Here is a 22,867-nt window from a genome sequence, read left to right on the forward strand (position 1 = left end):
GTCATGAACTCAAAAAATAAAAGACAAATATTTATTCTTTCGATTTCAGTCGTCGTTCTTTTTGCCTTGACGTTGGTTGCAGTTGGTTATTTGCAATCCACGGAAGATTATGAAAACATGTCGCCGGCTGAACAGGAAGAATACGATTTCCAAACGTTTAAAAAATCAATGTCCGAAATCTATCATCAAGACGTCGACAAAAGCGATTATGAACGCATCAGAGCCGGAACGGCTGAAATGGAATTGGCTTATCAGTCCGACATGGAAAAATACGGGAAAATATCTGATGAAACTATGGTTGCTTATTGCGATCATATTTTTGTCGGCCGCGTCGTTGCTCACAAAGGCAATTATCAAGCGCAGAAGAACGAAGTTCAAAATCCGTACAACCTCTTTGATGTTGAAATCATCGAATTGATCAAAGGTCCGGCTCTTGAAAATAAAATTGAACTCAAGCAGATTGGCGGTTACTATACGGAAGAATATTTGGTTCGTGAAATTTTCCGTGAAAGAGAGGTCAAACTCGATTCTTTTGAAAAGTATGACGACGGATATTACGGGTTCATGGAACCGAATGATGAATTGATTGAAGTCGGTGAAGTCTATCTTTTCGTAACCGTATCCCAACTCGACGGTCGGTGTACAATCGGTGTTCCGGACAACCGGGTTCATTTGGAAAACTACGATGACAAGGGTTCGGACGCATTTGACGAAGTTATTTTGTACAAAAAAGTTGTCGCATCGGGCGTCAAGGACTTTGACAGAATCAGATTATCGGCAAATGAAGAAATCAAAAAATAAGTTAAAATGGCTGCTGATTTTGGCAGCCATTATTTTTATTTTTTAAAAATAAATTGGTGATTTTATGAATCAAAAATTGAACACATTACTCTCGACATTAATTCTCTTCCTTCTCTTTTTGAGCTTAATCAGCCCAATTTCGGGAGAAGAGGCATTCCGAAATGTGGAAGACATCAGAATTTCAACGGAAATGCCCCTGAATGAAAGTGAAATTCAATCCTATGTGGACAACACGCATCCAACAGACCCTGGATATTTTAAAAAATGTTGTGAATCTGAAAAAGCGATGGCTTCCTACGGTTCCGTTCCGTTGAAAACCGGTGACGATGCTTATGATTGGCAGCTTTCGTTGCAAAGAGTCACAGCTTCTGTTCATGAAGATGAAGCGTTTGGAAAATATTTGGCCATTAACGGCGGACCAATTGGCGGCTACAGCAGCAACATTTTCGGTTTTGTGTCCGTTTATTTGAATCCGGAAAGTGATCAAATAACGCCGCAAGACATTGAAAATATGAAAGCAATTCTTGACGAATATGCTCAGGAAGAAGGAATTGAAGATCTTCCGGTTGTATTTTTCGGTGGTTGGTTGAATATTATTCAGGATCCAAACAATGATAAATATTCTTTAGATGACGCTCCCATAAGTGTCCGCTTATCAATTTTATTCACACATCTTAAAATCTACCTCTTTTCATAATTTTTATTTTTTCGGGGATGATTGAAATGAACTTTCCACCTAAATCCGATGAAAAAACAAACAACATGCTGTTTGCCGGATTTTATGTTGTTGAACTTTTATTGTTCGTGTGTCTGGCCTATTTTGAATCCGTTCTTTTCGGGCTCGCTATATATTTGTTTATGTTTCTCAGCCCCATCGCATACGGCTTAATTTCTAAAAATCCAACAAAGTCGTTTCTTCTCGGGTTTTTCTTGCTCCCCTTCTTAAATCTCTTAGATTTCATTTATGAGATTCTGCAGGCTCATCCGGATTTTCCGCAAATAAATATTCAGTCTTGGGCACTCATATTTGTTTTTTCAATCATTCTGGGCGCCCTCGGATATTTCGTCGCCAAAGGGCATGGAAAAAAATTGATGGTTGTTGCTTATGTTTTGATCGCTCTCATCATTCTATTGATTCTATATCGTATTTTTCTCGTCCGCTTATGGTAAGTTGAAAGGTTTATCATCATTGAACCACATGATACGGGTGTTTCCAAAACGAAATTTTTTTCAAAATAAAACCCCGTTCAAATATTCAATGTGATTTTATGAAAACAAATTACAAAAGCACTTTTTCCATCATCGGTTTCATCGTCCTCTTGGCGGCGATCGTCATTGACGCAATTTATGTTTACAACGTTCCGGCGTTTCTTTTGACCGGATTCAATATGGCGGTCATCGCCGGATTCTTTGCCCCGTTCTTTTTGTTTTTGAGTGATAAACCAAAACGGCAAAAAAATATCGTGCTGCAAATGCTGTTTAACGTCGTCATCGCCGGCATTTACATTGTTTCAATCGCATGGTTTTTGCACGCGAATCCGTTAACGGAAATCATGGATCCGTTAAAGTGCACGTTCATTGTCATCGGTGCCGGTTGTTTTGCCTTTTTGATGAGTTTCCTCATCTTTGTCGCGTCTTTTTATACGGATGCGGTTGTTGAAAAAGTAAAAGGAAAATGAGCCGGTCGGCTCATTTTATTTTTTTAATTTTCATCTCATGACAAACGGATTGTTTTTTATATCATTAAATCCAAACTCATTTAACAACTTTAAAATGAGGTTTTTAAGATGAGTTTTCTTTCCGCATATTCTTTTTATGAACTTATTTTCTATGGACTCCTTTTAATTTTGGGCTTCGCTATTATTATCCTTCCGTTGGCGTTTTACATGCATTTGATAGATTCAACGATCCGGCAAGCTTCCAAAGAGGCCCGGAAAAATCCCGCTCAAAAAATAAAACCGATCCGGTTTTTGGTTTTATGCGCTCTTTTTATTCTGACAATCAGTATCATCATCTACAGCAAAATGACTGATTCGTTGGGAGGCGTCGGTTTGATTCTGTATCTCATCTCCGCTCTTCTGGCAATTGCTTTCTTTTTTGCCCTTTTGTCTCTGATTGTCAAAATAGTTGTTCGCCATGTGGTAAGCCGCAATAACTCTTAAAAAATAAATGCAATTTGGCGGGTTCAAAAGAGCCGGTTTTTCTCTTTTTTCTGTCTTTAATTTTGATGAATCTTTTCTTCCGCCATTTGTTTTCGACATCGGTTAACTTCAATTTCATTTGAATATTAACTAAATTATATATATGATACAAACCCTTTTTTGTTTATTATGAAGCAAAAAACAGCACTTCTGGTTTTGCTTTGCGTCCTTTTGGCCGCATGCGCATTTTCGGGTTGTATCGGTGATTCCGGCAACAACTCGACGAACAGCTCGAACAGCACAAATGATACGGGAAACGTATCTTTCAACAACACAACCAACAACAGCACCTACAATCCGGCGACCACCATCACCGTGACAAAAGACGGCGTTGACATCGCCGCCAACGAAAAAGTTCAAATCTCTTTCCCGACCGCATCCCGGATGGGCAACAAATGGGAGGCTGTTCCGACGGACGGTTTGAACATTCAAAGCGACTTCATTGTGAATGAAGACGTCACGGGCGGCACAACTGTCTTTACAATCACCGCCAAACAAGCCGGTTCGTACAATTTCACCGCCGTCTACAAAAACGCACAAGGCGGCACCATCAGCACCGTCGTTCAGAAGTTGGATTTCATCGCGCCGGCAACAACGCCTGCTGCCGATCCGAAACTCATCATCGCCTATGACGGCGCTCCGACCCCGAATGTGACGGAAGTCATCAAAATCCAAACCAAAGGAAACCCGACCACCGGTTACGAATGGACCGCTCTGATGTCTGAAAACGGCATGCTCAAATTGCTGGATTCCGTTTACGTTCAAGACCCGTCCGAACCCGGAATGGCTGGCGTCGGCGGAATTTACGAATGGTATGTGACGTCCGACATTGCCGGAACCTACACGTTTGACGCCCAATACGCCCGTTCCTGGGAAGACCAGCCGATTGACAAATTTTACATTTATGTGACGTTTGTCTAAAAGAAAATTCCGTCGCTTCGCTAGGAATTTTCCAGGGGCGGTGGGAGATTGTTTCCGTAAGTTCGCTTCGCGAACGGCTCCCTTCGGTCGCTTAAAATTTGGGTTTGCTTGTTCCAATTTAACAAGCAAACCATCCCGCAAAATCAGACGCTTTGCGTCTGTATTTTGCGGAATACTTTTGTAAGATACATCCTATTTGAAGTATTGATTTGCTCCTTCTGTCTCCAACAATACAGTCTTTTCTTGTTACCGTTTTGTATCTTACTAGTTTCTGACAATACAGTTGTTTCTTGTTACCGTTTTGCATCTTCCAGTTTCTGACAATACAGTTGTTTCTTGTTACCGTTTTGCACCTTACTGTTTCTGACAATACAGTTGTTTCTTGTTCCGGTTTTGCATCTTCTGTTTCTGACAATACAGTTGTTTCTTGTTACCGTTTTGCACCTTACTGTTTCTGACAATACAGTTTTTTCTTGTTACCGTTTTGCATCTTCTGTTTCTGGCAATACAGTCTTTTTTGTTACCGTTTTGCACCTTCTGTTTCCAACAATACAGTTGCTCACCTGATCTGGTTTGAATCAACCGTCTAACAATACAGTCTTTTTCTGATCCAATTTGAAGTTGTCAACTGATTCTCATCCAAGCCAAACGTCCGAGACAATTCGAACGCGAAGCATTCGAATTCTCCGGACGAACGGGCTGTCCTTTAAAAAGAAAACAGCTATCGTTTTTTTAAAATCCAAAAGAAAAACCATCGCCATAACGCGCGCGCCGCCGCTCGCTCAAATTCCAAAACCGAAAATTCGATGGGCGTCGAATGAAAATGTGCGTTTTATCTTCTCAATTTTGTTCTTTTCCGGCTCTATTTTTTATTAACCGAATCTTCTGTTATTCTTTTTCGCTATCAGTTAACTTCAATCTCATTCGAATATAAAATAAATTATATATATCATTCCGACCCATTTTCATTTACTATGAAGCAAATGAAAACGCTCCTGGTTCTGCTCTGCGTCCTTTTGGCCGCATGCGCACTTTCGGGTTGCATCGGCGGGTCCGATGACAATTCGACGAACAGCACGAATAACACAACAAACAATACCACAAACAATACGACAAACACCACCTACAATCCCGTGACAACCATCACCTTTGAGATAAACAATGCCACCGTTGCTGCCAATGAAATCATCCAAATCAATTTGCCCGGCAACCTTGGATCCAACGGTTCCTGGACGTACACACCGGTGGACGGCTTAAATGTCGTGACCGCTGAAGACGCCATCAGCAAAAACATATCCTACATGATTTCCGCCAAGCAGGCCGGTACCTACAACTTTACCGCTGTTTACAAGAACGACAAAAACGAAACTGTCTACAGTGTGACGCAAAAGCTGGTCTATGATGAGGCTCCGGCTACAACGCCATCGGGCGGCCCGGTCATCGTCATCACCTATGACGGCGTTCCGACACCGAAAACAACCGAAGTCATCCAAATCCAAACCCGCGGAAACCCGACAACCGGTTACCAATGGACAGCTCTGATGTCTGAAAACGGTATGCTCAGATTACTGGACTCCGAATACATCCAAGATCCGGCTGAAGAAGGAATGGTCGGCGTCGGCGGAACTTACGTCTGGTATGTGACGTCCAACATCGCCGGAACATACATGTTCGACGCTCAAGAAACCCATGCCGGGGACGACGAGCCGGTCGCCGTATTCTTCATGGACGTGACGTTTGTCTGATCCATCGAAAACGAAACCATTTGACCCTTGACCGCCTTTGGGCGGTCTTTTCTTTTTTACTTTCTTTCTTGTCTTTCGGCGCGGTCTGCGCGCGCGTTACGGCGTTGTCTTTTCAGAATTCAGTAAAAACAAGCCTTCTTTTATTGATTTTATACTTTCCCATTTGACGGGATACATTTTAAATATAAGGAAAACATCTACTTTTTTAAATATTTAATAGTCAAAAATTATATTTCGGTCTGCAAATAAATTTATCAAAGATCGGTGTGAAATATGAATACCAATCAACAAAAAAGTCTTATTGCCGCATTTTTGGTTTTGGCAACTGTTATTTTTCTATTATATGCAGCGTTCAGCAGTCAGCTTCTCCTCGGCATATACTTTTTAATTTACCCGCTGATGTTTATCATTTTCTTTGTCGTCCTTTATTACGTTGTCAAAAAAGCGGTTAAAGATGGTATGGCTGAATCAAAATAAATCCAAAAAGGTGAAATCATGGACCTAACAACTGAAAGTGTTTTTGCTCTCTCGGGAACGTTTTCGTCGATTATCCGCTTTGTCATCATTTTGGTGCTTCTTTATTTCACTTTTCAAAAAGCATTCAAAGACGGCATTCTGGAAGCAACAACCTCTGAAAGAGTCGTGTTTTTGAGTCCGAAACAACAGCGTTCAATACTCATAATCGCGATTTTAATTTTGATTTTGCTGGCGGTAAGTTCTTTCGTCTTTGATTTTTTTGCAGCTTTGACATTGGTATTTTACCTGTTGCTGTATAGTGTTTTTTTCATAATATTATATTTTGGAATTCGCAAAACAGTCAAAGAAGAATGGGTTAAAACAAATTAAAACAAAATAAGATTAAATCTAAATAAAATATTAAAATAAAAAATAAAAGGTGATCAATATGATTGGTGGTATCGGTACAACGGAAATTATCCTCATATTTATGGTTTTATTTTTGACGGTTATTCCGCTTGTTGTTCTTTATTATATTATTAAATTAGCTGTTCGAAACGGCGTTCGGGAAGCAAAGAAGTAATCGTTATTTCTCTGCTTTTTCTTTTTTTTACATTTTCTTTTCAATTTCTCTTTTCCAATTCTTTTTACACAAACTTTTTAAATACTATCATTCATTAAATGACATTTTCATTTAATTCAATCATCCATCGTAATTGGTGATTTCGTTGACAGAAATTAAAAAACTCGAACCCATTTATTCCGGTAAGGCCAAAACCCTTTACAAGACCAATGATCCGACCAAACTCATTTCCGAGTTCAGAGACAGTTTAACAGCTTTTAACGGCGGCAAGAAAAGCGAAGCCCCTAAAAAAGGCTATTACAACGCTCAAATTACCCGGAAAATATTTGTTATGCTGGAAGAAAACGGCATCAAAACCCATTATGTTTCCATGCTGTCCGATGTGGATATGGTTGTCGACGTCGTCGACATCGTGAAATTGGAAGTCATCGTCCGAAACATCGCCGCCGGCTCCATCACCAAAAAATATCCGATGCCGCCCGGAAAAGTCTTCGAAAAACCGATTGTGGCTTTCGATTACAAGAGCGACGAATATCAAGACCCGATGATCAACGAAGACATCGCCTACGCGCTTGGCGTCGCCACTTTTGAGGAAATGGCCGACATCAAAAAAATCGCGCTCAAAATAAACGAGCTGCTCAAAGCGTATTTCGAACAGAACGGCTTTTTGCTTCCGGACTTCAAATTAGAATTCGGACGCCGCGGCCCGAACAAAGAAATCGTTCTCGCCGATGAAATTTCATGCGACACCTGCCGAATCTGGGACAAAGAAACCAAACAATCCCTCGACAAAGACGTCTTCCGATATGACAAAGGCGACCCGACTCAAACCTACGAGATCGTGGCCCGCAAATTGGTGCCGGAAATTTTCAAATAAAGAAGTGGAAGATTCATCTGATCTTTCTCCTTTTCTTTTTTCTTCTTCTCCTGTTTCTTCTCATTTTCTTCTTATTTTCATCTTCTCTTCTTCTTTTCTTTTTTGTTTTTCAGAATCTTCCTATCCTTTTTTATATATCATTGCCGTTTCTCATTTATTCGTCAATGCGTTACATTTTTATCAATAATTTTTATCAATAATTTTTATCAATAATTTTTATCAATTATTTTTTTATTTATTTGGTGTTTATTCATGAAGTCCGAATCCACCCCCGAATTCGAAAATTACGATGCGATCGTCGTTGGCGGCGGCATCAGCGGCTTGTTGTCCGCACTTGTTTTGTCCAAACACGGCAACCGTGTTTTGGTTCTTGAAAAAGACAATGTTGTCGGCGGAAACTGCCGAACCTACAATGTCGACGGTTTCATGGTTGACACGGGTCCGCATGCGATGACGGCGCTTCGGGGCGGTCCGCTTCCGAATCTCATGAATCAGTATTTCGATACCGTTCCGAATTTTCATTCCTACGGCGACTATTTTATTCGGACCAGAAATGAACTGGTCCGCTGCCCCACGAATGTGCGCGGATTTATGGGCTGCTCATATTTGCCGCTCTCCGACCGGCTCCGGCTGTCGTCGACGATTGCGTCCGTTTTCATAAAAGCCGGCATGGACGCCGATTATTCTCAACGAACGGTCTACGAATGTTTGCCCAAAAAGCTGGGCCCGGAAACGATGGCGTTTGCGGATACCTTTTCTATGTTTATGTCGGGACGCGGAATGAAAGAAACCACCGTTCAGAGAATGCTGGCCGGAAGCGGCGTCGTCAAAGAAAAGAATCTGACCAAAGAGGATTTTGAAGCCATTGTGCGCGGTGAATCCGATCTTGGAAAGAAAAATCACAATCCGGATCAAAGTTCAACAAATCCGGACCAATCAGACCAATCGGATCAAAACTCAATTCAATATTCAGCTCCAAATTCAAATTCGGACAGCCACGCTGAAACGTCCAAGCCGGTTCCGGAATCGGCGTCTATGTTCACCATTGCTAAAAAAATGATGACGCACGGCGGCGGTTTTACAACGCAGGGATATCCTGACGGCGGCGTCCAATCCGTGACGAATTGCGTGCTGTCGTCCATGCCGGAAAACGTTGACATCAAAACCGGCTGCAAGGTCACGGAGATTTTAACGGAAGAAAACCGGGACGGCAAATTAAAGGCGACGGGCGTCGCAGCTGATGGCGAAATTTATCATTCCGATTTAATTATTTACACGGCTTTTGCCAGCCGGCTGCCGCAAATTATGGAATTGCCGCCGGAATATATTCAAAAACTGGACCGCATCGACCACACGGTCAGCTTGACGGTTTGGCTCGGATTTGATGAGAAAATGCCGGAATACAGTTACGTCGGTTCCGAAGTTCAGTTTGAAAATATGCCGTATTGGGGCGGTTCCACCAGCAATTATGATGCCAATCTGGCGCCGCCGGGCGGCCAAAATCTCGGATTCGCGTTCATTCCACGGCCGCAGAAAAACATTCGTGCGCGTGTGAAAGACGCGTACGGTCAAATTTTTGAAATGACGCCCGATATTGAAAAGCACATTGTGATGCGTCATGAACAAATTACTGTTCCCGAAAAGGCGGCCATTACGATTTCCGGCGAATTTGCGGACATTCGGACGCCGGTGGAGAATTTCTACATTGCCGGAACGGATACCGATAAAAGAAGCATGGGTGTGACGCGCGCGTCTTATTCCGTGGTGGAATTGCTCGGCAAATTGGAAGAAGATGGGAAACTGATGCGGAAAAATAGTTTTACCGGATACAATTTCGATCGGAAATATTTGCCGGATTTGCCGAAAAAATGATTTTTCAATTTTATCATTTTTCGGCATCAGATATTATAATTTCATTTTTAGGGTTTTGGGGATTCAATGTTTTCGGGAAAAACGGACATGGAATTTCCAAATTATTTTCAATGCAATATTCCAAGCACCTTTTTTCTAAAAATTTGAAATCGCAGCTGTTTTCATTGAGCTTCGGATTTTTATTTTGAGTGATGAGCTGATATGTTTTTTCGGCTTTATCAAATATATGAATTTTATTTTCAATGATAAACTTGTGTTCTTTTGCTAAGAAAACCCTGTGTTTTGGGTCTGCTTCATTGTTAATGTCTCGATATGTTGCCATTTCTTTTGGAATTGGGATCATAAAGTTAAAACGCAAGGAACCGACAGGATCATTTTGGTTTTTGAAATAAATAAGTATGCTTTCGGAATGTTGTTTTTTGTGTGAAGTAATGGGCACATAATAATCCATTCCGTTAACTTGCAACACGATTCCGCATAAAAATTTTTGTTTTCTGCCGGGATATTCCATATTGGGAACTTTTGTAAATCCTCTTTTTTCCTTTTCGGATTCCTGGAGATAAGCAACATAATCCTTGGAAACATCATAAAAGTTTAATGTGTTGCTCATTCTCATCCCTCAAAAAATCGAAAAAAAAAGGAATCCGATTTGAATCGGATTCCTTTTGCGAATTCAATATTCGCCCACGATAGCTTGCCTTAAAGCAGCAAGAGGCTTCTTGAACAGTTTCCCGTTCCAAGTAAATAACGATACTCAGGTATCGTATTTATAATTTTTTACCAGTATCGTGCTATCATTATTCCGGTGCCGTTTTGGGCGGCGTTGTTTTAGCCGCATCGTCCGGGAACATTTGAACGAGCTGTTTGTATGATTCCATCAAGATGATCTTGAAAATGATGTAGAACGGAATGCTCAAAATCATACCGAGCGCGCCGAACAGTTGGGCGAAAACCAACACTAAAATCACGGTCGTAAACGGACTGACGCTGACTTTGTCGGAAATCATGTACGGGACCAAGTAGTAGTTGTCAATGGCTTGCGCAATGAGTGAGACGACCAAGACGAGGATAGCGGTTTGCCAGCTGATGGCGAGTCCGATCAACAAGGGCGGAATGGTTGAAATCCAAGGACCGATGTAGGGGACGTTGTTCAACAGGCCGAACAGGATGCCGAGGAACAGCCAGCCGGGAATGCCCAGAAGGAAAAAGCCGACGCTTGTAATGACGGCGAGCGCAATGCTTTCAATCACTTTGGCGACGAAGAATTTGTTGATTTGGGTCAGAATGGCGGACGACGCATTGCCGAACGATTCGCTGAACTTCTTCGGAACCATGCCGAGAATCATGGTTTTAATTCTGCCGCGGTCTTTGAAGTAGAGTCTAAACATAATCGGGTAAAGCAAAATCATACCCAGAATATAGTAAAGCGCTTTGGAAAGCATTTGCATGAGCATCCCAAAAACAGCATCTGTCAAGCTCTTGACCGTCTCTTCAATCGAGTTGATGATCGATTCCGGCAAAACGTCGAAAATCGCTAAAATAATTTGAGTTCCTTCTTCGATCATGTTTTGGATGTTGGTCATGTCGTCGAAAAGGCTTGAAAAACTGGCCATTTGGGTGTAAACGAAGACGACGGTTCCGACAATTAAAGCAATAATAACGGCGACGGCGCCGACCCGGCGCTGCGTGCGCGTCAGTTTGGTCGTGTGCTTGTTGTAAAATTTAATGCATTTGTCAACGACGGCAAGGATACACAGGCCGAGCAGCAAAATGACGAAAATATCTTGGAAATAGAAAAGGGCAAACAAACCTATACAAAGTATGACAAAAATAACTGTTATTGAAATCCATACATTTTTATTCATTGAAATCGGCATGGTATCTATCCTACAAAGAGCGGTCAACGTTGATTCTTTGTTTAAAATAATTCCTATTTTTTTGAGAAATGTTAGAGAGCATATAATGCTCATTAATATATAAAAATGTTTATCGAAATCCAATAATAAATTTATTTAATTAAAATAAAGAGCAGATTATTTGTTTTTTTGAATTTCTTTTTTTGTTTTTACTTTATTTTGTTTTTGAATTCTGTTTGGTTTTTCCGGTGGGCAGCCTGCGCGCGCGTTACGGCGACACATTTTCTTTTTCGTTTCAAAAACTTGGGCGGTTTTGTTTGTGTTTTTTTGCGTTTGTGTTTGTGTTTCTGTCTTCAGATCTGTCTTTTTTCATTCAAGAAAACCGCCATCCCGCTTAAACAGACGCAAAGCGTCTGTTTAAGCGGATACCACAGCTGTTGGGATTGGGGTCGGGGACAGCAGGTACAGATTGGAACAAATGAACAACTGTATTTTTGGAAACAGAAGATGCAAATTGGTTCCAAGAAAATATGTGTATTTTTGGAAACAGTAAGATGCAAATCGGTACCAAAAAAACTGTATTTTTGGAACCGGAAGGTGCAAATCGGTACCAAGAAAAAACTGTATTTCTGGAAACGGAAGATGCAAGTTAGAACTGAAAAATAGAATCAGTAGATGAAATTGGAACACATCTATTGTTGTTCAATATGATCAATTCACTAAAAAATAATGTCGGGCAGCCGAATCAGGATTGTTTTTCAATCCGCGGCTGTGGTTTGGCCGGTTTGCTCGGAAACATTTGGATCAATTGGTTGTAGGCTTCCGTCAGAATAATTTTTGCAAAAATGTAAATCGGTATACATAAAATCATACCGAGCGCGCCGAACAGTTGGGCAAAGACCAAAACGACAATGACGGTTGTCAGCGGATTGACGTTGACTTTGTCCGAAATCATAAACGGAATCAAGTAAAAATTGTCGACGGCTTGCGCGACGACGGATACAATGCCGGCCCAAAAAGCCACGTTGATGCCGACGGTTAACCCGATCAGGACGGGCGGAATGGCGGCCAGCGTCGGTCCGATGTAGGGAACATTGTTCAGCAATCCGGACAGAATGCCGAAAAAGAGCCAGCCGGGAATGCCGACCAAATAAAAGCCGACGCTTGTGATCACGGCGATGCAAATGCTTTCAATGATTTTAGCCACGAAGAAATTGTTGGCTTGCGTCAAAATGGCAGTGGTCGAGTTGGTATATGCTTTTTTGAATTTCTTCGGCACATAACTCTCGATCCTTTTTTGAATATTTTCCTTTTCTTTAAAATACAATTTAAACATAATCGGATACAGAAGAACGGCGCTGAAAAGGTAAAAAAGCGCTTCCGAAAACATTGTGGAAATGGTTTCCGTCAACGATGAAAAGACGCTGTTCGTCAAATTCACAAAATAATTTTCCAACATGACTGACAGGGAATCCGGAAGAACGTCAAGGGTGGCAAAAACAAAATTGGTTCCTTCGTCAATCATGCCTTGAATTTGAGACATATCGGAAAAAAGGTTGGTGAAAACAGCCATTTGAGACGAAACAAACAAAATTGCCGCCACTGCCAGAATTATCAGTATGAAAACAATGCCGGTTAACCGCTGTAAATGCGTCAGTTTGGTGGTGTATTTGTTGTAAAACCTGCCGCATTTGTCCACAATCGCAATCAGGCAAAGGCCGACCAAAAAGATCAGAAACAAGTCCTGGAAGTAAAAAAGCGTCACCAAAACCGCACACATGACGGCTAAAATAGCGGTGAGTGAAATCCAGACGTTCTTGTTGGTCGAAATCGGCATAGTTATCCATCAAATAATTCAATCGGAATCGGACTCTTAATCGGGTTTATATGATTTTGTGATTCTGAAACAGAAAGATTCAAAAAAGCATTTCAATTTTGAATTCAACAAATCAGACTCTCAGAGTCAACAGATTAAAAGAATGATGCAATTAGTTTTCATTTCTATATAAACAATGCTTAAAGTTTAATTGGATTCGCACTTATCGGTTATCGAACGGCGCCGTTTTCCGGATGAGGACACATTCATAAATCCAAGCTGTCAAATCCGCCAAAGCGGTCGGAATTTGAACTAAGAGCCGCCGTTTTGAAATAGAAATCTTTAAGTTCAAATATTCATTTTAGTCACACATTCATATATCTTCGTCATTTATCATGTAATTATCATCATAATCAAATCATAATTTAAATGCATTTTTGAATTTTCAGGTGTGATCATTTTTGTTTATTGAATTTAAAAATCAAGTTCAAGCTCTTCTGAAAGACGCCGCGTCGTCTTTGGGATACGCTGTCTGTGCGGAAGATATTTCTTTTGAAGTCTCGGAGCATGCTGATTTATCCACAAGGCTGGCGTTTCAAATGATGCCCCAGGCGTCTGCCAAATCTGAAAAAACGACTCCGGCGAAAGTTGCGGCTGAGATTGTATCCGCCATCAGCCCCGAAGATCTTCAGAAAGCGGATTTGGTCGAAAAAATAACGGCGACCGGTCCGTATCTCAACATTTTCGCGTCCGATAAATATTCGGAAAAAACAGTTGCAAACGTTCTGTCTCAAAAAGAAAACTACGGCAACGGTACAAATACCGGCAAAATACTTTTGGAACACACGTCCGCCAACCCGAACGGTCCGCTTCACGTCGGCCACATCCGTAATTCAACACTCGGCGACACGCTTTCCCGCGTTCTTAAAAAGTCCGGCTACAACGTGGAAGTTCAATATTATGTCAACGACATCGGCCGCCAGATTGCGGTTGTTTCCTGGGCGTGCGCGCATTACGACCTGGATACGGCCAAAAAATCCGACAGCGCGATTGCCGACGTTTACATCAAAGCCAACGTCGACTTGTCCAACGACGAATCCATCAACAACCACATTGAAGATTTGATGAAAAAAGTGGAATCAGGCGATAAAGCTACCATCGACAGTTTCACCAAAGCGGTCGACTTGGCGGTTTCCGGCATTCAGGAAACGCTCACGCTCATGAATGTAAAGCATGACAAGTTTATCCGCGAATCCATGTTTATCGAAAACGGCGCCGTCTGGGACGTTATTGACCGTCTGAAAAAGACCGGCAAAACCAAAGACGAAAACGGGGCTCTTGTCGTTGATATGTCTGATTACGGCTACGAAAAAACGCTGGTCATTCAGCGGTCGAACAAAACATCGCTTTACACCACCCGCGATTTGGCTTACCACGAATGGAAAGGCCCGCAATGCGACCGCATGGTGGACGTTTTCGGCGCCGACCACAAACTCATTTCCGGACAGCTTCGAGCCGCTTTGGATTTATTGGGCGACAAGATTCCGGAAGTTGTTATTTTTGAATTCGTGTCGCTGCCGGAAGGTTCTATGAGCACCCGCCGTGGCGTTTTCATTACCGCCGACGAGCTGCTGGCCGAAGTGATCGACAAAGCCTATGATGAAATCGAAAAGAGGCGCCCGGAAGAATCGGAAGAATTCAAGCGCAGCGTCGCCCGGATGGTCGGCGTCGGCGCGGTTCGGTACGATATTATCAAAGTGTCGCCGGAAAAGTCAACCGTTTTCGATTGGAAGACGGCGCTGGACTTTGAAAAACAAGGTTCTCCGTTCATTCAATACGCGCACGCCCGCGCCAGCAATATTTTATCCAAAGCCAAAGAGGATGGCGTCATCGGTTCAGAAGCCGATCTTCAGAGTGCTGACTTCTCCCGGTTGGCTGAGCCGCAGGAAACCGCTTTAATCAAACGGATCGCCCGTTTTGAACAAACCGTTATGGAATGCGCCAAAGACTTAAAACCGCATCAGTTTGCGATTTATGCCCGCGAGCTCGCAGACGACTTCAATCAGTTCTACCGCTATGTTCCGGTTTTGAATGTCGGTGACGCCGACTTGAAAACAGCGCGTCTGTCTTTGGTTTACGCGTCCAAGATTGCCATCGCAAACGCGCTGAGCGTTTTGGGAATCGACGCGCCGGAATCGATGTGATCCGGCCGTTAGAGTTCAGCGCTTCGCAAAACCGGTCATTCAGCGAAATATATAAGTATGAAGAATCCGTTGGAAAGGGTACGTTTTCTCATTGAGAATCCGTCCCTTATGGGTTTCATTGAAGCTCATAAATCAATCAAGAGTTAAGGGTTGATTCGTCAACTTCCCGCCTTAACTCAGTGGTAGAGTGCGCGGCTGTAGTTTGGTCTTTTGCGAGATTCGCAAAAATCGCGCAGGCACCGCGATGCCCCCGGTTCGAGTCTGGGAGGCGGGACTCACAATCAGAAGAAAGTTCACTGAATTCAAAATCGGTTGAACTTTCTTTCTGAGGAGAGAGGTGCGGGAAAGGTATATATACAAAAAGTCTCTTTTTAGGGGACGCAAGCATGACGTTGCTTGAAAATTTGTAAAATCTTCATGTCCAGATAGTGTAGGGGACTATCATGGGGCCCTGTCGAGGCCCCGACCCGGGTCCGAATCCCGGTCTGGACGTTCCAAAGGCTGGTCAGCAGCCCCGAAGGTCGCTTCTTTCAATAGGAAGCGACCTTTTTTTATTTCAAATTTTGAATAAATCGTCCGGAATATCATATATTGGGCAACATTTGAAATATTCTTCTTTTAGTTTTTTAACTGGAATATGATAATATCCATCGCTTGAGCGACCTTCTCGAAGATCACCACGAAGATCATCAATGTAGTCATCTTTCATACCATGCTCTTTCATCGTTGTTGTGAAGTAATGCCGAAGATTATGAGTTGTAAATTTTTCATCTGTATCACCAGCATCAATATGAATACCTACCCGACGGCCAATGCGTTTTACTCCATTATTAACGACATCTCCATCTATTCGATTCAGTTTTATTCGTCCAACCACAAGTGGACTCTGCGGTGTCAATTTTTCTCCACGTGCCTTTCTCATCTCAAAATATTGAGGAAGATATTTCTTTAGCTGCGGATGCAAAATTGTGACGCAGCGTGTCCGTTTCGCGTGTTCCGGAACAACAATTATATCTTGTTTCATTTTTACATTTTCCAAACTTGGAGAGACTATTTCTCCGCGTCTATGTCCGGCCGTTCCGCCAAGCATCGCACTCAGAATCTCATGTGCTTTTGTGGCTGCACACAGCATCTCTCCGAATTTATCGTCGTCACATGATTGTCTTTCTGGTGGTCTGTCTTTTTTAAACGCCCGAATGTATCTTTTTCTCCACTCGGGTACCGGATTTGAGGCTATCTATCCGTCGTCCAACAACAGATTATACCAATTGGTTACGGCGGTAATTTTGTATTTTGTTCGGCTATAACTGAGATCTTGATCAAGAAGATGTTCTCTAAAGCGCATCATGTGCTTTTTATGGTCTGTGTACGACGCATCATAATGAATTTCCGGGTTTTCATTTATTGTCAAAAACTCTCGGACAACAGCCGCGTATTCACGACAGGTTTCATCTGACCAATCAAGATTTTTTCCATCGTTGAAAAAATATGCAACCTTTTCCTCAATTGTTGTATTTACAGATTTTTTAATCATTTTACGCTCCTGGCTTTACAGCCGAACATAAAAAAGTATCTAATGTTACGTATAGACTATGGTAAAAAAACAACATTTTATTTCAAAATATTTATATAACATAAAAACAGAAGTGTTGGTGTTCAAATTTACCAGATTTGGACAACATTATAAAATATCATCAGGCGATAAATATGAAGTCAACATCGAATAGCGGAAGCTTTTTTTCCGCGATAGGAAAAACTCACGATAGAAATATCGAATCGAACGACGAACAAATTCTCCAAAAACATTATAGGCCGGATTCTCAACGGGCGTTGACGGCTTATACCAAAACGTTCCCGGAAGGAAACGACTGCACTCTTTGTGAAAAAACGATGAAACAAGGCGATGACTACGTCATTGAACCCGGCCGAGTTTTGTGCCGGGCCTGTTTCTCCCGGGAGGTTCTGAAATGACCTCTGCTGTTTCTAATTCTCCATCCGTCATGAATCGGATCTGTCCATGCTGCGGCCAGATGCGCATGTACGAAAAAAACGCCGAAAACGCGAGAAGCCGTTATGTCAGCGCTTACATTTGCGTTCAATGCGGCGTCCTTGAAGCTTTGATTGGGGACCTCAGGCCATGGGTCGGAGGTGCTAACTGATGACGCTAGACTACAACACAGAAACGAAAGAAACACACGATATCGAATGTGATATCTGTGGAGAAACGGATTTTGTTGAAGAAGAGGATATGCGTTTTACCGACGTCGCTGAAGAATATTTTGCAACGAAAGGATGGGCGAGTAACGACGGGGAAAATTATTGTCCGAACTGCCGAAAAGAAAATCATATTCATGAGAACGCTAAATGCAAACATTGCGATTATGAATGGCCTGCTTCAGACACAGAAAGAACAGATTTTGAGACATTTGGTACGCTAAGATGTCCGAATTGTTTTGAGAAAGCAAGATTTGTCGATGAACCGGAAGAATCTGGAGGCGATGAAGAATGAAATGCGATTGCTTCTCTGAAAAAAGAGTGGAATTATTGGCCACAATTTTGGAAGAAAAAGACCGGCTCAAAATTCGGGTTAAAGAAAATGAAGAAATTGATGGCGTCGAATTTTCAAATCAAATATTGACATTGCGAGAAACAAAAAAAGACGGTGAAGCTACTGTCTGTGCCGGCACCGATTTAATTATTCCGGCAGACGTCCGCGTCAGAAATACCGAAACAGGAAAATATCGAAAAATAAAATTTAATCGCGTTGTTGCAGCCTATTGCCCGTTTTGTGGCCAAGAAATCCAGGAAGGTGATAAGGAATGAGCACAACACCAAAAACTCTGTCTGAAACAGAAATAATGAAAAACACATTCTGCAACGATGTCACTATCTTCAGAAGAGAAACCGATCAAGAATGTGAAATGTGCCGGCAGCCGAACAGAATATTTGCCGTTCACCCGGACTGTGAATTTTACACATGCATCGACTGCTTCTTGAATTATTTAACAAAATTTGTTGTCGGCGACGAAACAAAAACAGAAACATACGTTACCGGAGACGAAGACGCCACCGATTACATCGAAGAAATAAAACTGTGGCTGAAAACAGTTTACGTTGTCTATGATCCGCACAAAACAGATCCTTACAATTACGATCCGTTAGACCCGTCGACGCCACGTGACATTATCAAAGGAATGATTTTGGACGTTTTTAAAAATGAAACGGACGCCGAAGAATACTGCGATGAATACGGTTTTGAGTATTTCGAAATTGTAATCAAAGACGAGCGCGACGATGTCAAAAAACCAGATTTTTGGGAGAGGATGTTCTCATGAGTTCAGAAAACGTCGTTCCCATGATCTTAATTGTCGTTACTTTTGCTCTCGGATTTGCGGCCGGATCTGCTGCGATTTTTTTCATGACCACAGAATCAAACATGCAGAATCAAACAGACCAACTGATGTCAGGAGGGGATATGATTTTTGTTGAACACAAAATTGCATTTGAAGATATTACCCCAAGTGGAAGGCCCTCTTACGGATCCGTTTGGTATACACTCATTGCTCATAACAAAACAGGAACGGTTTACATTGTATCACAAAACGGAAACGGTCCCATAACCCCGATTTTAAACCCAGACGGAACACCGTACACAATTGAAACACCGTATTTAAAAATACAACATGAAGGGGAGGTGACAGCATGATTCATAACATCGAACTCAAGACGATCATAACAGTTTCGATCAACTTTGGTGTTTAGGTCGACGGTCAGGATGAAGACGAATTCAGATATTGTTCTCCGTCGATCGGCGTAGGAATTTATGGTTCTATTGCCGAGTTTGAAAAAGACAAAGAAAATCTTTCTGAAAAATATCCCGGATGTGTTTTCAGTATTTACACTCAAACGGTATCAAAAGACATGTACGATTCACTCGGACTCTACACGGAAAGGTTTACTGAACTCGTTCCTAAGGAGGCCGAACAATGAGTGAAGAAAAAAAAGACGGAATATCAATGAGTGTTGCCATCATTTTATTTTTCTTCGTTTTTGGAATAGCATTTGCTGGTGGTGCAGTTTGGGGTTATACATTGGACCAGAGCGAACAATTCTTTGAAAAAGCTCCAGAATGTTCTGGCTGTGATCCGATTCAACCAGAACCAAACGTAACATGCTGCACTCTTTCTCAGGACTGTGAAAAACAAAATCCTGTTTCTGAAATCGTTGTCATCGTAAAAGATGCGAGGTGTCCGTAATGTCATCGGCTTATGTTTGCGAGAACTGCAGTAAAGTAAAACCGATGTCATGTTCGGTTTACTGCAGAGGCATGTTTTATTGTCCGGAATGTTTCAAAAGTCTCGGAATATGCACGGACAGCGATGATTTGGCAGAGCTTGACTTTTTGATCGCTGAAGAAAACATTCTCCGGGTGGCTGCCGTCAACACAACAAAATCACTAAGAGAAAAAAAGCAGCCTGTAAAATGCACGAATTTGTCGGATCAGATGGGGGCGAACTGAATGAAAAAATACGGATTAATGTTTATCATATGGGCGCCTGCGTTGTTGATTATAATCGCAACGGCATGGATACAACTACTCTTCAATGTTCATCTGTCTCCTTACCACATCAGTTTCATATTATCTGCATTAATTTCATCGGGGGTAATGTCTTACATTTACGCGACACTTGTGGGACGCAATTTTTCTGCCCGGACACAAAAACCCATCGTCATTGCATTCAGTGGACACAGTAGAGCAGCGCTGCGTACATACATAAGAAAAATCACATACGACGAAGATGAAGCGAAAATGGTTCTTGAGAATGAAAACGGCCCCAAAGGAATGATTTCAATTTATGAAGTAGATGGTCATCTCATCGGGGTGTGGCAATGAACGACGAGAGAGAAGAAGGTAAACCTCTTTACAAGAAGATCGGAGAAGATGGGTACGTTCACCGGGATTTCACATCAAAAGAATGGGAACTCAAGGAACTTCAGAAAGGTTTCTGGCCATGGAGTTGCGACCTTCAGGGAGATATCGAAATCGTCATTCACTATTCTAAAAAATCAAAAACAAAATTTAGTTTTGGGCTTGAACCATCATATCAGAAAGAGCTTCAGATGATGAATGACGATCGTAAGAAAACAAAGAAAAAACCTGAAGATTACGCAACGGCCGCGAAAGCAAAATTAATTGAAAAATTAGAAGGAATAAAAGGAAAAACCTTTCCGATAAAAAATTTGATGAATCCAACAGATGATGAGTTGAGCGTTGCAAGCGACTGTCTGTCTGAATACTTCGGAAAAACGATGTTTACAACACTCAAATTTTACATCGGCAGCTGTGTCTCTGAATTCCGGGAAATCTTTCCGGAAGAATATGAACGTTTGTGGCCGGAGCATATGTATCAGTCGCACCACAACGCCATGATCGACCCGAGCCGGTGGATCGTCGACAGGCCGTACAAAATCGATTACGATAATGGGAAACTCTATCGATTGCAGTATGATAAAAACAATGATGAAACGTATGAAAATTTGATTTCAGATTTGGTCGTCGTGACGGCTGAGTTTCAGGATCTTGCTGAAGACGACGAAATTTACTTCCGGTACCACATCAAAAATGGACGCCGTGCGCCGCGTAACTTCCTGATGTCTGCAAGCAAAATCACCGACAAAGAATTCCTGGACGATATCAAAAAACGCGTCATCGTCATCAGCGGCGAGGAAAAGCACTTTACGCGATTCCTCACGCTTTTCGCCATGCAAAACCGTGACATGAAGAAAATCGATCATTATTACTTCTCAAGTCGGACAGGCTGGGCCGTCCACGACGGAAAGAAGTATTTCATGCTCGGCGATCGTTACTTCGACCTTGAGTTCAACAACGTCAGCCAGCCGGTCCCGATCGACGAGATGAGCGGAATGGCCGGCTATGAAGAATTTTTCGCCGGCATTTCAGATTCCGGAGATTACGCCAAATGGATCGCCGAATGGGTACCGGCACTTACGGCCAAAGACATCGAAGGCCGGCCGATATTTATGGAAAATACAAATCTATGGGTCACGATTTACGGTCTATCTGCGTCTTTTTTGATGGACATGTTCCCCGGAATCGAAAATACACTCATCATCAATTCAGGTACAACCAGCCGCGGTAAATCCACCATTGCGAAAATTGCGGCCAGCTTGTTCGGAAATCCGAAGAAGTTCATCACTCTCGGTTCCGGTACCGCGAATGGAATCTGGTCTGCATGGCTGAAATGGGATTATCTGCCGTCGATCATGGACGAATTCACGAATACCCGGGAAGACATCAAAGCCAATATTCCCTATTGGTTTTCTGATGGAAAAGAAAAGAGCAGATTGAATAAAGAAGCAAAGGCTCGAAAAATAAACGAATTTCACAAAATCGGATACATCAGTCTTGAAAACGACTTTGTGAACAGAGTCATGAGATCCGGTATTGATGCGCGTGTGATTCCGATTTTTGACGGTTTGAACCTGCCGGCCGCCGAGTCAGACGACGTCAACACAAGTCGTGCAACCTTAATCGACAATCTGGCCAGAATAAAATGCCACGAGCATTATGGTTTCTTCAAATATGAATTATTAAAAACGATTGGTATGGTCGGAACTGACAGGATAACGGACCTTTATGACAAAGTTTCAAAAGAATATGCGACGTCAGGAGATGCTCTTGCCTCGAGGCTCGGCTCAAGCTTTGCGCTGTTCCACGTATCCGGGATCCTCGTTGAAATGACGAATGTCCGGCTGAAGATCCGGGAACCGATGGATTCCGAAGCGATGAACGATTTAGTCAAAAACAGATGCTTGGAAATTCTCGACGGCGCCGTCAAACAGCTCGGCGACCAGGATTGGCAGGCCGTCCTCGTCGGTACCTTGTCCCGGGCCGATCACTCCGAGTCACGGACAAGATGGCTTACGGACGATATTCTTGAAAATCCATACAATCCGCGATCGGATTACGGTTCACAGGAGCCGTACAGTCCGATCAAATATTCGGATCAGATTGAGGCCTGGTTCTCAAAAGATGGCATGATTGAATATGTTGACATTTCAACCAACGTCGTCGAATACGTTTGTCAAACAATGGTCGGAAAACCGAGCATGAAAAACGTCCTCAAGGAATGGGCCGACAAAAAAATCCTGTTTAAGGGATCTAAAGACGGCCAGTACATGGTTCAACAACGGCATCATCCGCGCCAGGGAGAGAAAAAAGTTCGGACATACGTTTACCGGATAAATTTGGCCGAAGCCAACAAACTGTGCGGTTACGATCTGACGGTCCGCCGGCGCGAGCTCATCGAAGAAGTTCAATCAGAAATCTCAGATTACGACGAAAACAACGGCGGTGAGATGGAATGACTTATGAACAATTGTATATCCTTTCTGCTCAGATCCTAATTTTATCATTTTTGTTATCTATTAATGCAAATAGAATCGGTGGAATATTTTCTGATATTAAATATTCATTGGATAGAAACCCAACGCCACTGATTAGGTTAGCAGTA

At 42.3% G+C, this 22,867-nt stretch carries 28 protein-coding genes and 2 tRNA genes; 24 read left to right on the forward strand and 6 right to left on the reverse strand.

Annotated elements, in window-relative coordinates:
• Positions 1 to 3: 3 nt before the first annotated feature.
• The 4 genes from MsAg5_RS06525 (at position 4) to MsAg5_RS06540 (ending at position 2,480) form a co-directional block, all read left to right on the forward strand.
• The gene (locus MsAg5_RS06525) at positions 4 to 801 is read left to right on the forward strand and encodes a hypothetical protein (protein WP_338099827.1); all 798 of its coding nucleotides are present in this window, start codon (positions 4 to 6) and stop codon (positions 799 to 801) included.
• 64 nt (positions 802 to 865) lie between these two features.
• The gene (locus MsAg5_RS06530) at positions 866 to 1,498 is read left to right on the forward strand and encodes a hypothetical protein (protein ID WP_338099828.1); all 633 of its coding nucleotides are present in this window, start codon (positions 866 to 868) and stop codon (positions 1,496 to 1,498) included.
• A 26-nt stretch (positions 1,499 to 1,524) separates the two neighbouring features.
• Positions 1,525 to 1,971 (forward strand): hypothetical protein, encoded by a 447-nt coding sequence (locus MsAg5_RS06535; RefSeq protein ID WP_338099829.1) that lies wholly within the window; start codon positions 1,525 to 1,527, stop codon positions 1,969 to 1,971.
• A gap of 98 nt (positions 1,972 to 2,069) precedes the next feature.
• Positions 2,070 to 2,480 carry a hypothetical protein gene (locus MsAg5_RS06540; RefSeq protein ID WP_338099830.1) on the forward strand — a complete coding sequence of 137 codons (411 nt, stop codon included), beginning with the start codon at positions 2,070 to 2,072 and terminating at the stop codon, positions 2,478 to 2,480.
• 297 nt (positions 2,481 to 2,777) lie between these two features.
• Here MsAg5_RS06540 and MsAg5_RS06545 read toward each other — a convergent pair whose 3' ends face one another.
• A complete protein-coding gene (locus MsAg5_RS06545) occupies positions 2,778 to 3,062 on the reverse strand; it encodes a hypothetical protein (protein WP_338099831.1) in 285 nt (94 codons plus the stop codon).
• Between the two features lie 69 nt (positions 3,063 to 3,131).
• Here MsAg5_RS06545 and MsAg5_RS06550 point away from each other — a divergent pair, with 69 nt between their 5' ends.
• The 7 genes from MsAg5_RS06550 (at position 3,132) to MsAg5_RS06580 (ending at position 9,456) form a co-directional block, all read left to right on the forward strand.
• Entirely contained in the window at positions 3,132 to 3,923 is a 792-nt protein-coding gene (locus MsAg5_RS06550; RefSeq protein ID WP_338099832.1) for a protease inhibitor I42 family protein, read from the forward strand.
• Between the two features lie 974 nt (positions 3,924 to 4,897).
• On the forward strand, positions 4,898 to 5,668 hold the full coding sequence (locus tag MsAg5_RS06555) for a protease inhibitor I42 family protein (protein WP_338099833.1): 771 nt from the start codon (positions 4,898 to 4,900) through the stop codon (positions 5,666 to 5,668).
• Positions 5,669 to 5,941: 273 nt separating this feature from the next.
• A complete protein-coding gene (locus MsAg5_RS06560; RefSeq protein WP_338099834.1) occupies positions 5,942 to 6,145 on the forward strand; it encodes a hypothetical protein in 204 nt (67 codons plus the stop codon).
• Between the two features lie 18 nt (positions 6,146 to 6,163).
• Complete coding sequence (locus MsAg5_RS06565; RefSeq protein WP_338099835.1) at positions 6,164 to 6,514, forward strand: hypothetical protein; 351 nt, start codon at positions 6,164 to 6,166, stop codon at positions 6,512 to 6,514.
• 58 nt (positions 6,515 to 6,572) lie between these two features.
• A complete protein-coding gene (locus MsAg5_RS06570; RefSeq protein WP_338099836.1) occupies positions 6,573 to 6,707 on the forward strand; it encodes a DUF6019 family protein in 135 nt (44 codons plus the stop codon).
• 154 nt (positions 6,708 to 6,861) lie between these two features.
• The gene (purC, locus tag MsAg5_RS06575) at positions 6,862 to 7,584 is read left to right on the forward strand and encodes a phosphoribosylaminoimidazolesuccinocarboxamide synthase (protein ID WP_338099893.1); all 723 of its coding nucleotides are present in this window, start codon (positions 6,862 to 6,864) and stop codon (positions 7,582 to 7,584) included.
• A gap of 252 nt (positions 7,585 to 7,836) precedes the next feature.
• The gene (locus tag MsAg5_RS06580; RefSeq protein WP_338099837.1) at positions 7,837 to 9,456 is read left to right on the forward strand and encodes a phytoene desaturase family protein; all 1,620 of its coding nucleotides are present in this window, start codon (positions 7,837 to 7,839) and stop codon (positions 9,454 to 9,456) included.
• Between the two features lie 13 nt (positions 9,457 to 9,469).
• Here MsAg5_RS06580 and MsAg5_RS06585 read toward each other — a convergent pair whose 3' ends face one another.
• From MsAg5_RS06585 to MsAg5_RS06595, 3 genes are all read right to left on the reverse strand, one after another.
• A complete protein-coding gene (locus MsAg5_RS06585; protein WP_338099839.1) occupies positions 9,470 to 10,066 on the reverse strand; it encodes a type III toxin-antitoxin system ToxN/AbiQ family toxin in 597 nt (198 codons plus the stop codon).
• 187 nt (positions 10,067 to 10,253) lie between these two features.
• Positions 10,254 to 11,426 (reverse strand): AI-2E family transporter, encoded by a 1,173-nt coding sequence (locus MsAg5_RS06590; RefSeq protein ID WP_338099840.1) that lies wholly within the window; start codon positions 11,424 to 11,426, stop codon positions 10,254 to 10,256.
• 631 nt (positions 11,427 to 12,057) lie between these two features.
• Positions 12,058 to 13,149, reverse strand: a complete 1,092-nt coding sequence (locus MsAg5_RS06595) for an AI-2E family transporter (protein WP_338099841.1) — start codon at positions 13,147 to 13,149, stop codon at positions 12,058 to 12,060.
• 440 nt (positions 13,150 to 13,589) lie between these two features.
• Between MsAg5_RS06595 and argS the strand changes: the two genes are divergently transcribed.
• The 3 genes from argS to MsAg5_RS06610 all read left to right on the forward strand — a co-directional run bounded on the left by argS (position 13,590) and on the right by MsAg5_RS06610 (position 15,824).
• Positions 13,590 to 15,332 (forward strand): arginine--tRNA ligase, encoded by a 1,743-nt coding sequence (gene argS, locus MsAg5_RS06600; RefSeq protein ID WP_338099842.1) that lies wholly within the window; start codon positions 13,590 to 13,592, stop codon positions 15,330 to 15,332.
• A gap of 165 nt (positions 15,333 to 15,497) precedes the next feature.
• Positions 15,498 to 15,606, forward strand: a tRNA-Tyr gene (locus MsAg5_RS06605).
• 145 nt (positions 15,607 to 15,751) lie between these two features.
• A tRNA-Asp gene (locus tag MsAg5_RS06610) sits at positions 15,752 to 15,824 on the forward strand.
• 64 nt (positions 15,825 to 15,888) lie between these two features.
• Here the strand turns inward: MsAg5_RS06610 and MsAg5_RS06615 are convergent.
• Both MsAg5_RS06615 and MsAg5_RS06620 read right to left on the reverse strand, forming a co-directional pair.
• Entirely contained in the window at positions 15,889 to 16,464 is a 576-nt protein-coding gene (locus MsAg5_RS06615; RefSeq protein WP_338099843.1) for a site-specific integrase, read from the reverse strand.
• Positions 16,465 to 16,569: 105 nt separating this feature from the next.
• The gene (locus tag MsAg5_RS06620) at positions 16,570 to 16,866 is read right to left on the reverse strand and encodes a hypothetical protein (protein ID WP_338099844.1); all 297 of its coding nucleotides are present in this window, start codon (positions 16,864 to 16,866) and stop codon (positions 16,570 to 16,572) included.
• A gap of 173 nt (positions 16,867 to 17,039) precedes the next feature.
• Here MsAg5_RS06620 and MsAg5_RS06625 point away from each other — a divergent pair, with 173 nt between their 5' ends.
• The 10 genes from MsAg5_RS06625 to MsAg5_RS06670 all read left to right on the forward strand — a co-directional run bounded on the left by MsAg5_RS06625 (position 17,040) and on the right by MsAg5_RS06670 (position 22,721).
• The gene (locus MsAg5_RS06625) at positions 17,040 to 17,303 is read left to right on the forward strand and encodes a hypothetical protein (protein ID WP_338099845.1); all 264 of its coding nucleotides are present in this window, start codon (positions 17,040 to 17,042) and stop codon (positions 17,301 to 17,303) included.
• Complete coding sequence (locus tag MsAg5_RS06630; RefSeq protein WP_338099846.1) at positions 17,300 to 17,491, forward strand: hypothetical protein; 192 nt, start codon at positions 17,300 to 17,302, stop codon at positions 17,489 to 17,491. The genes MsAg5_RS06625 and MsAg5_RS06630 overlap by 4 nt, the downstream gene beginning before the upstream one ends.
• Positions 17,491 to 17,841: a hypothetical protein gene (locus MsAg5_RS06635; protein WP_338099847.1), complete on the forward strand. Its 351-nt coding sequence runs from the start codon at positions 17,491 to 17,493 to the stop codon at positions 17,839 to 17,841. The genes MsAg5_RS06630 and MsAg5_RS06635 overlap by 1 nt, the downstream gene beginning before the upstream one ends.
• Positions 17,838 to 18,155, forward strand: coding sequence for a hypothetical protein (locus MsAg5_RS06640; RefSeq protein WP_338099848.1), 318 nt, complete (start codon positions 17,838 to 17,840; stop codon positions 18,153 to 18,155). The genes MsAg5_RS06635 and MsAg5_RS06640 overlap by 4 nt, the downstream gene beginning before the upstream one ends.
• Positions 18,152 to 18,667 carry a hypothetical protein gene (locus tag MsAg5_RS06645; protein WP_338099849.1) on the forward strand — a complete coding sequence of 172 codons (516 nt, stop codon included), beginning with the start codon at positions 18,152 to 18,154 and terminating at the stop codon, positions 18,665 to 18,667. The genes MsAg5_RS06640 and MsAg5_RS06645 overlap by 4 nt, the downstream gene beginning before the upstream one ends.
• Positions 18,664 to 19,038, forward strand: a complete 375-nt coding sequence (locus MsAg5_RS06650) for a hypothetical protein (RefSeq protein ID WP_338099850.1) — start codon at positions 18,664 to 18,666, stop codon at positions 19,036 to 19,038. Before MsAg5_RS06645 ends, MsAg5_RS06650 begins: the two co-directional genes overlap by 4 nt.
• Before the next feature lie 280 nt (positions 19,039 to 19,318).
• The gene (locus MsAg5_RS06655; protein ID WP_338099851.1) at positions 19,319 to 19,588 is read left to right on the forward strand and encodes a hypothetical protein; all 270 of its coding nucleotides are present in this window, start codon (positions 19,319 to 19,321) and stop codon (positions 19,586 to 19,588) included.
• 44 nt (positions 19,589 to 19,632) lie between these two features.
• A complete protein-coding gene (locus MsAg5_RS06660; protein WP_338099852.1) occupies positions 19,633 to 19,851 on the forward strand; it encodes a hypothetical protein in 219 nt (72 codons plus the stop codon).
• The gene (locus tag MsAg5_RS06665) at positions 19,852 to 20,226 is read left to right on the forward strand and encodes a hypothetical protein (protein ID WP_338099853.1); all 375 of its coding nucleotides are present in this window, start codon (positions 19,852 to 19,854) and stop codon (positions 20,224 to 20,226) included.
• Positions 20,223 to 22,721 (forward strand): DUF927 domain-containing protein, encoded by a 2,499-nt coding sequence (locus tag MsAg5_RS06670; RefSeq protein ID WP_338099854.1) that lies wholly within the window; start codon positions 20,223 to 20,225, stop codon positions 22,719 to 22,721. Before MsAg5_RS06665 ends, MsAg5_RS06670 begins: the two co-directional genes overlap by 4 nt.
• Positions 22,722 to 22,867: the final 146 nt, after the last annotated feature.

This window comes from Methanolapillus africanus (assembly GCF_032714475.1).
GTDB classification, from domain to species: Archaea; Halobacteriota; Methanosarcinia; order Methanosarcinales; family Methanosarcinaceae; genus Methanolapillus; species Methanolapillus africanus.

What these genes read in the sequence shown, in the direction of transcription:
- MsAg5_RS06525 (WP_338099827.1), top strand. Translation starts at nt 4, where the DNA reads ATGAACTCAAAAAATAAAAGACAAATATTTATTCTTTCGATTTCAGTC.
- MsAg5_RS06530 (WP_338099828.1), top strand. Translation starts at nt 866, where the DNA reads ATGAATCAAAAATTGAACACATTACTCTCGACATTAATTCTCTTCCTT.
- MsAg5_RS06535 (WP_338099829.1), top strand. Translation starts at nt 1,525, where the DNA reads ATGAACTTTCCACCTAAATCCGATGAAAAAACAAACAACATGCTGTTT.
- MsAg5_RS06540 (WP_338099830.1), top strand. Translation starts at nt 2,070, where the DNA reads ATGAAAACAAATTACAAAAGCACTTTTTCCATCATCGGTTTCATCGTC.
- MsAg5_RS06545 (WP_338099831.1), bottom strand. Translation starts at nt 3,062, where the DNA reads ATGTCGAAAACAAATGGCGGAAGAAAAGATTCATCAAAATTAAAGACA.
- MsAg5_RS06550 (WP_338099832.1), top strand. Translation starts at nt 3,132, where the DNA reads ATGAAGCAAAAAACAGCACTTCTGGTTTTGCTTTGCGTCCTTTTGGCC.
- MsAg5_RS06555 (WP_338099833.1), top strand. Translation starts at nt 4,898, where the DNA reads ATGAAGCAAATGAAAACGCTCCTGGTTCTGCTCTGCGTCCTTTTGGCC.
- MsAg5_RS06560 (WP_338099834.1), top strand. Translation starts at nt 5,942, where the DNA reads ATGAATACCAATCAACAAAAAAGTCTTATTGCCGCATTTTTGGTTTTG.
- MsAg5_RS06565 (WP_338099835.1), top strand. Translation starts at nt 6,164, where the DNA reads ATGGACCTAACAACTGAAAGTGTTTTTGCTCTCTCGGGAACGTTTTCG.
- MsAg5_RS06570 (WP_338099836.1), top strand. Translation starts at nt 6,573, where the DNA reads ATGATTGGTGGTATCGGTACAACGGAAATTATCCTCATATTTATGGTT.
- MsAg5_RS06580 (WP_338099837.1), top strand. Translation starts at nt 7,837, where the DNA reads ATGAAGTCCGAATCCACCCCCGAATTCGAAAATTACGATGCGATCGTC.
- MsAg5_RS06585 (WP_338099839.1), bottom strand. Translation starts at nt 10,066, where the DNA reads ATGAGCAACACATTAAACTTTTATGATGTTTCCAAGGATTATGTTGCT.
- MsAg5_RS06590 (WP_338099840.1), bottom strand. Translation starts at nt 11,426, where the DNA reads ATGAGCATTATATGCTCTCTAACATTTCTCAAAAAAATAGGAATTATT.
- MsAg5_RS06595 (WP_338099841.1), bottom strand. Translation starts at nt 13,149, where the DNA reads ATGCCGATTTCGACCAACAAGAACGTCTGGATTTCACTCACCGCTATT.
- MsAg5_RS06615 (WP_338099843.1), bottom strand. Translation starts at nt 16,464, where the DNA reads ATGCTGTGTGCAGCCACAAAAGCACATGAGATTCTGAGTGCGATGCTT.
- MsAg5_RS06620 (WP_338099844.1), bottom strand. Translation starts at nt 16,866, where the DNA reads ATGATTAAAAAATCTGTAAATACAACAATTGAGGAAAAGGTTGCATAT.
- MsAg5_RS06625 (WP_338099845.1), top strand. Translation starts at nt 17,040, where the DNA reads ATGAAGTCAACATCGAATAGCGGAAGCTTTTTTTCCGCGATAGGAAAA.
- MsAg5_RS06630 (WP_338099846.1), top strand. Translation starts at nt 17,300, where the DNA reads ATGACCTCTGCTGTTTCTAATTCTCCATCCGTCATGAATCGGATCTGT.
- MsAg5_RS06635 (WP_338099847.1), top strand. Translation starts at nt 17,491, where the DNA reads ATGACGCTAGACTACAACACAGAAACGAAAGAAACACACGATATCGAA.
- MsAg5_RS06640 (WP_338099848.1), top strand. Translation starts at nt 17,838, where the DNA reads ATGAAATGCGATTGCTTCTCTGAAAAAAGAGTGGAATTATTGGCCACA.
- MsAg5_RS06645 (WP_338099849.1), top strand. Translation starts at nt 18,152, where the DNA reads ATGAGCACAACACCAAAAACTCTGTCTGAAACAGAAATAATGAAAAAC.
- MsAg5_RS06650 (WP_338099850.1), top strand. Translation starts at nt 18,664, where the DNA reads ATGAGTTCAGAAAACGTCGTTCCCATGATCTTAATTGTCGTTACTTTT.
- MsAg5_RS06655 (WP_338099851.1), top strand. Translation starts at nt 19,319, where the DNA reads ATGAGTGAAGAAAAAAAAGACGGAATATCAATGAGTGTTGCCATCATT.
- MsAg5_RS06660 (WP_338099852.1), top strand. Translation starts at nt 19,633, where the DNA reads ATGTCATGTTCGGTTTACTGCAGAGGCATGTTTTATTGTCCGGAATGT.
- MsAg5_RS06665 (WP_338099853.1), top strand. Translation starts at nt 19,852, where the DNA reads ATGAAAAAATACGGATTAATGTTTATCATATGGGCGCCTGCGTTGTTG.
- MsAg5_RS06670 (WP_338099854.1), top strand. Translation starts at nt 20,223, where the DNA reads ATGAACGACGAGAGAGAAGAAGGTAAACCTCTTTACAAGAAGATCGGA.